Below are 6,000 nucleotides of genomic sequence, written 5' to 3'. Positions count from 1 at the left end.
GCCATCTGGTCACCGTCAAAATCCGCGTTAAAAGCCGTACAAGTTAAAGGGTGCAATTGGATTGCTTTTCCTTCAATCAGTTTTGGCTGGAAAGATTGGATACCCAAACGGTGCAATGTTGGCGCACGGTTTAACAATACCGGGTGTCCTTTCAAAACGTTTTCCAAAATGTCCCAAACAATCGGGTCTTTCCGGTCAACAATTTTCTTGGCTGATTTTACTGTTTTTACAATACCTCTTTCAATCATCTTACGAATGATGAACGGTTTGAAAAGCTCGGCAGCCATATCTTTTGGTAAACCACATTCGTGCAGTTTCAAGTTCGGCCCAACAACAATTACGGAACGTGCTGAATAATCTACACGTTTACCCAATAAGTTTTGACGGAAACGACCTTGTTTACCTTTTAAAATATCGGATAGCGATTTAAGCGCACGGTTACCTTCGGTTTTTACAGCATTTACTTTACGTGAGTTATCAAATAAAGAATCTACTGCTTCCTGAAGCATCCGTTTTTCGTTACGCAAAATAACTTCCGGCGCTTTGATTTCGATCAAACGTTTTAAACGGTTGTTGCGGATGATTACCCGGCGATACAAATCATTTAAATCGGAAGTTGCAAAACGGCCACCTTCCAAAGGAACTAACGGACGTAATTCTGGCGGTATCACCGGAACAATTTTCACGATCATCCACTCCGGGTTGTTTTCAATTCTAGTTTTAGAATCGCGGAAAGCTTCCACAACTTGCAAGCGTTTTAAAGCTTCGTTTTTACGTTGCTGCGAAGTTTCGTTTGCAGCCTGATGGCGAAGATCATAAGATAACTGATCCAGGTCTAAACCTTTCAGCAATTCTTCCAACGCTTCGGCACCCATTTTAGCTACAAATTTCTGCGGATCTTTGTCGTCTAAGTATTGGTTTTCTTTTGGAAGCGTATCTAAAATATCTAAATATTCCTCTTCTGTCAAGAAATCCATTTTAGAAATTCCGTCTGCTTCTTTTATGCCTGGTTTTATTACCACGTAACGTTCGTAATAAATAATCAGGTCGAGTTTTTTAGTTGGCAAGCCCAGTAAGTAGCCAATTTTGTTTGGCAACGAACGGAAATACCAGATGTGCGCCACGGGAACCACCAAATTAATATGCCCCATACGCTCACGACGTACTTTTTTCTCGGTTACTTCCACACCGCAACGATCACAAACGATGCCTTTGTAGCGGATCCGTTTGTATTTACCGCAATGGCATTCGTAGTCTTTTACAGGACCAAAAATACGTTCGCAAAATAAACCATCACGCTCGGGTTTGTAAGTTCGGTAATTGATGGTTTCTGGTTTTAGCACTTCACCACTCGAACGTTCCAGAATGGATTCGGGAGAAGCCAGACTGATCGTAATGGTGGTAAAATTGCTTTTGATTTTATTATCCTTTTTATACGACATAGTTCTTTTTTTAATTTTAAAAGCTTGGTTTGCAATGCTTCTTTTACCGGCCTAAAATTGGTGTTCTTGATTTTGTCCTTCTAAAAACAAAACTTTAATCCTAATTTTTATGTGCTAAAAGAAGCATCGTAAATAAACCGGCTGTGGGTAGCAGTTGTAAGTACGAGTGATAAAATAAAATCTCATCACTCGTACTTATTATTTTAGAACTTATTCTAAAGTGATATCCAAACCTAAACCTCTTAATTCGTGAACCAATACGTTGAAAGATTCAGGAACGGAAGGTGTTGGCAAATTCTCACCTTTAACGATTGCTTCGTATGTTTTAGCGCGTCCGATTACATCATCTGACTTAATTGTGAGAATCTCTTGCAAGATGTTAGCCGCACCGAATGCTTCTAACGCCCAAACTTCCATCTCACCAAAACGCTGACCACCGAACTGTGCTTTACCGCCTAATGGTTGTTGTGTGATTAACGAGTACGGTCCGATAGAACGGGCGTGCATCTTATCGTCAACCATGTGGCCTAACTTCAACATGTAAATGATACCAACCGTAGTTTGTTGGTCGAAACGATCACCAGTTAAACCGTTGTACAAATAAGTTCTGCCCGAAGCAGGAATGCCGGCTTTTGCTACCCATTCTTCTACTTCTGAATGTGAAGCTCCGTCGAAAATCGGCGTGGCAAACTTCATTCCCAGTTCTTTTCCGGCCCAACCTAAAACAGTTTCGTAAATTTGTCCCAAGTTCATACGAGAAGGTACACCAAGCGGGTTTAATACAATATCAACCGGTGTTCCGTCTGCTAAAAATGGCATATCTTCATCACGAACGATACGTGCAACAATACCTTTGTTACCGTGGCGGCCGGCCATTTTATCACCAACTTTCAACTTGCGTTTTTTAGCAATGTAAACTTTGGCCATTTGCACAATACCAGAAGGCAATTCATCACCAACGCTGATGGCAAATTTATCACGACGATAAGCACCTAATTCTTCATTTACTTTAATGTTAAAGTTATGAAGCAAAAGCTTAATCATATCATTCTTATCGTCATCAGTAGTCCATTTTGTTGGGTTGATATTGTTATAATCTAACTCAACCAAGATTTTTTGTGTGAACTTAACGCCTTTCGCAACCAGCAATTCTTTGTAAACATTGTACACGCCTTGCGATGTTTTGCCGTTCACAATTTCAAACAACTTTTCGATCAAAGCACTTTTAAGGTCTTTGATGTTCTTTTCGTGTTTGTTATCTAATTTTTCCAGTGCGCTTTTTTCTTCTGCTTTAGAAGTCTTTTTAGCACGTGAAAATAATTTTGTATCAATTACAACACCTGTAATAGAAGGAGGCGTTTTTAAGGAAGCATCTTTAACATCACCCGCTTTATCACCAAAAATAGCACGCAACAGTTTTTCTTCCGGTGAAGGGTCTGACTCGCCTTTCGGTGTAATCTTACCAATTAAAATATCACCTTCTTTCACTTCTGCACCCACACGGATGATACCATGCTCATCTAAATCTTTGGTTGCTTCTTCGGAAACATTCGGGATATCCGGTGTCAATTCTTCTTCGCCACGTTTGGTATCACGCACCTCCAACTCAAATTCTTCGATGTGTAGTGAAGTAAAAATATCCTGAGATACAACACGCTCTGAAATTACAATCGCATCTTCAAAGTTGTAACCTTGCCACGGCATGAAAGCAACTTTCATGTTTCGGCCTAAAGCCAATTCACCATCTTGAGTTGCATAACCTTCGCAAAGCACTTGTCCTTTTTCAACCCGTTGGCCTTTTTTAACAATTGGTTTTAAATTGATGGTTGTGCTCTGGTTCGTTTTCTTGAATTTAATCAAGCGGTAAGTTTGCGTGTCGCCTTCGAAAGAAACCAAACGGTCATCGTAATTACGATCGTATTTGATCCTGATCTCGTTTGCATCCACATATTCTACAACGCCATCACCTTCTGCGTTAATTAACGTACGCGAATCTTTTGCAACACGGCCTTCCAAACCTGTACCTACAATTGGAGCCTCCGGACGCAACAAAGGCACCGCCTGACGTTGCATGTTAGAACCCATCAAGGCACGGTTAGCATCATCATGCTCCAAAAATGGAATCAATGAAGCCGCAATAGATGTAATTTGATTTGGCGCGATATCCATGTAATCTAACCTTTCAGGCTCGATTACTGGGAAGTCGCCTTCAAAACGTGCTTTTACGCGTGGCGTATCAAAATTACCTTGCTCGTCGTAATGTGCATTTGCCTGAGCAATCGTTTTTCCGTCTTCATCTTCTGCAGACAAATAAATTACCGGTTCATCAACAGAAACCTTACCAGCAACAACCCGTTTGTACGGTGTTTCAATAAAGCCTAAATTGTTGATTTTGGCATGTACGCAAAGTGAAGAAATCAAACCAATATTTGGACCTTCCGGTGTTTCAATAGTACACAAACGGCCATAGTGCGTATAATGCACATCACGAACCTCGAAACCTGCGCGCTCACGGGATAAACCACCTGGCCCAAGCGCAGATAAACGACGTTTGTGCGTAATCTCTGCCAATGGATTGGTTTGATCCATGAACTGAGACAACTGATTGGTTCCGAAGAATGAATTGATCACAGAAGATAAAGTCCTGGCATTAATCAAGTCTGTTGGGGTAAATACTTCGTTATCACGAATATTCATCCGTTCACGAATTGTACGAGCCATTCTTGCTAAACCAACACCGAACTGTGCATACAACTGCTCACCAACCGTACGAACACGACGGTTAGACAAGTGGTCAATATCATCCACCTCTGCTTTTACATTGATCAATTTGATCAAGTATTTAACAATGGCAATGATGTCTTGCTTGGTTAAAACTTTGGTCTCATAAGAAGTATCCAGTTTCAACTTGCGGTTGATTCGGTAACGGCCTACATCGCCTAAATCATATCTTTTATCGGAAAAGAACAAGCGGTCAATAATACCACGTGCTGTTTCTTCATCAGGTGGTTCCGCATTACGCAACTGCCTGTATATATGTTCAACCGCTTCTTTTTCAGAATTGGAAGTATCTTTTTGTAAAGTGTTGTAAATGATCGTATAATCACCGCTGGTCGAAGCATCTTCTTTGTTCAAGATAATACTTTTTACACCAGCATCAATGATTAAATCAATATGCTCATCTTCTAAAATAGTTTCACGCTCTAAAATGATTTCGTTACGGTCAATTGAAACTACTTCACCTGTATCTTCATCCACGAAATCTTCAACCCATTTTTTCAAAACCCTTGCAGCAAGTTTGCGGCCGATGAATTTCTTCAAGCCTGATTTGCTTACTTTTACTTCGTCTGCCAGTTCAAACAATTCTAATATATCTTTATCAGAATCGTAACCAATGGCACGAAGCAACGTAGTAACAGGAAATTTTTTCTTCCTGTCAATATAAGCATACATCACGTTGTTCACGTCAGTTGCAAATTCAATCCATGAACCCTTAAAAGGAATAACACGGGCCGAATATAATTTTGTTCCGTTGGTATGGCGGCTTTGTCCAAAAAACACACCCGGAGAACGGTGCAATTGCGATACGATAACACGCTCTGCACCATTAACCACAAACGTTCCTTTCGGTGTCATATAAGGGATAGTTCCCAAATAAACATCTTGAACGATGGTTTCAAAATCTTCGTGTTCCTCATCATTGCATGATAAACGAAGTTTTGCTTTTAACGGAACGCTATAAGTCAATCCGCGTTCGATACATTCTTGAATGTCATAACGTGGCGGATCAATAAAATAATCCAGGAATTCTAAAACGAAGATGTTCCTGGAATCGGAAATAGGAAAGTTTTCTGCAAACACTTTAAACAAGCCCTCTTTGTGGCGGTTGTCTGAAGTAGTTTCTAATTGAAAAAATTCCTGAAAAGATTGTAACTGTACATCCAGAAAGTCGGGGTAATCAATTACATGCTTACTGGTTGCAAAGTTTACTCTTTGATTATTTTTGTTTGCCAAGGGAGTAATTTTTTAGTTTATGAATAAACTTTCACTTGTTTGATTAAAGTTGTTTTCTTGAACTTCAAACAAAAATGGGTGTGTTATAAACAACAATAGACCCCGGCCAAATAAGGCCGGAGTCTTTGAAATAAGGATAGAAAACGCCGGATTATTTAACCTCAACAACGGCTCCTGCTTCTTCCAACTGTTTTTTAAGTGTTTCGGCTTCTTCTTTGGTAACACCGGTTTTAACTTCTTTTGGTGCACCATCAACCAAATCTTTAGCTTCTTTCAAGCCAAGACCAGTTAAGTCTTTCACTAATTTTACCACTGCCAACTTCGCGCCGCCTGCTTCTTTCAAGATAACGTTGAAAGCAGTTTGCTCTTCTACAGCAGCAGGGGCATCGCCGCCAGCAGCAGGACCTGCCACTGCAACAGCGGCTGCAGCCGGTTCAATACCATATTCATCTTTTAGGATCTGAGCTAACTCGTTAACTTCTTTTACTGTTAAGTTTACCAACTGCTCAGCAAACGCTTTTAAATCTGCCATTTTATTTAAAAT

At 40.2% G+C, this 6,000-nt stretch carries 2 protein-coding genes and 1 pseudogene; all 3 read right to left on the bottom strand.

Going from position 1 to position 6,000, the window contains the following annotated elements; all coding sequences use genetic code 11:
- Positions 1-1,442, bottom strand: a pseudogene (locus Q0192_RS08190) (DNA-directed RNA polymerase subunit beta'); the annotation flags it as partial.
- A gap of 210 nt (positions 1,443-1,652) precedes the next feature.
- Positions 1,653-5,456 (bottom strand): DNA-directed RNA polymerase subunit beta, encoded by a 3,804-nt coding sequence (gene rpoB / locus Q0192_RS08185; protein ID WP_299288746.1) that lies wholly within the window; start codon positions 5,454-5,456, stop codon positions 1,653-1,655.
- Between the two features lie 151 nt (positions 5,457-5,607).
- Complete coding sequence (gene rplL, locus Q0192_RS08180; protein WP_299288743.1) at positions 5,608-5,988, bottom strand: 50S ribosomal protein L7/L12; 381 nt, start codon at positions 5,986-5,988, stop codon at positions 5,608-5,610.
- Positions 5,989-6,000 lie beyond the last annotated feature (12 nt).

It is taken from the genome of uncultured Mucilaginibacter sp. (assembly GCF_937859865.1).
Lineage (GTDB): Bacteria > Bacteroidota > Bacteroidia > Sphingobacteriales > Sphingobacteriaceae > Mucilaginibacter_A.
Note: the sequence above shows the minus strand (reverse complement) of the source record. Positions and strands in the feature narration are given on the sequence as shown.

Excerpts from the sequence above, each read along its gene's own strand:
- rplL (WP_299288743.1), bottom strand. The coding sequence starts at position 5,988 with ATGGCAGATTTAAAAGCGTTTGCTGAGCAGTTGGTAAACTTAACAGTA.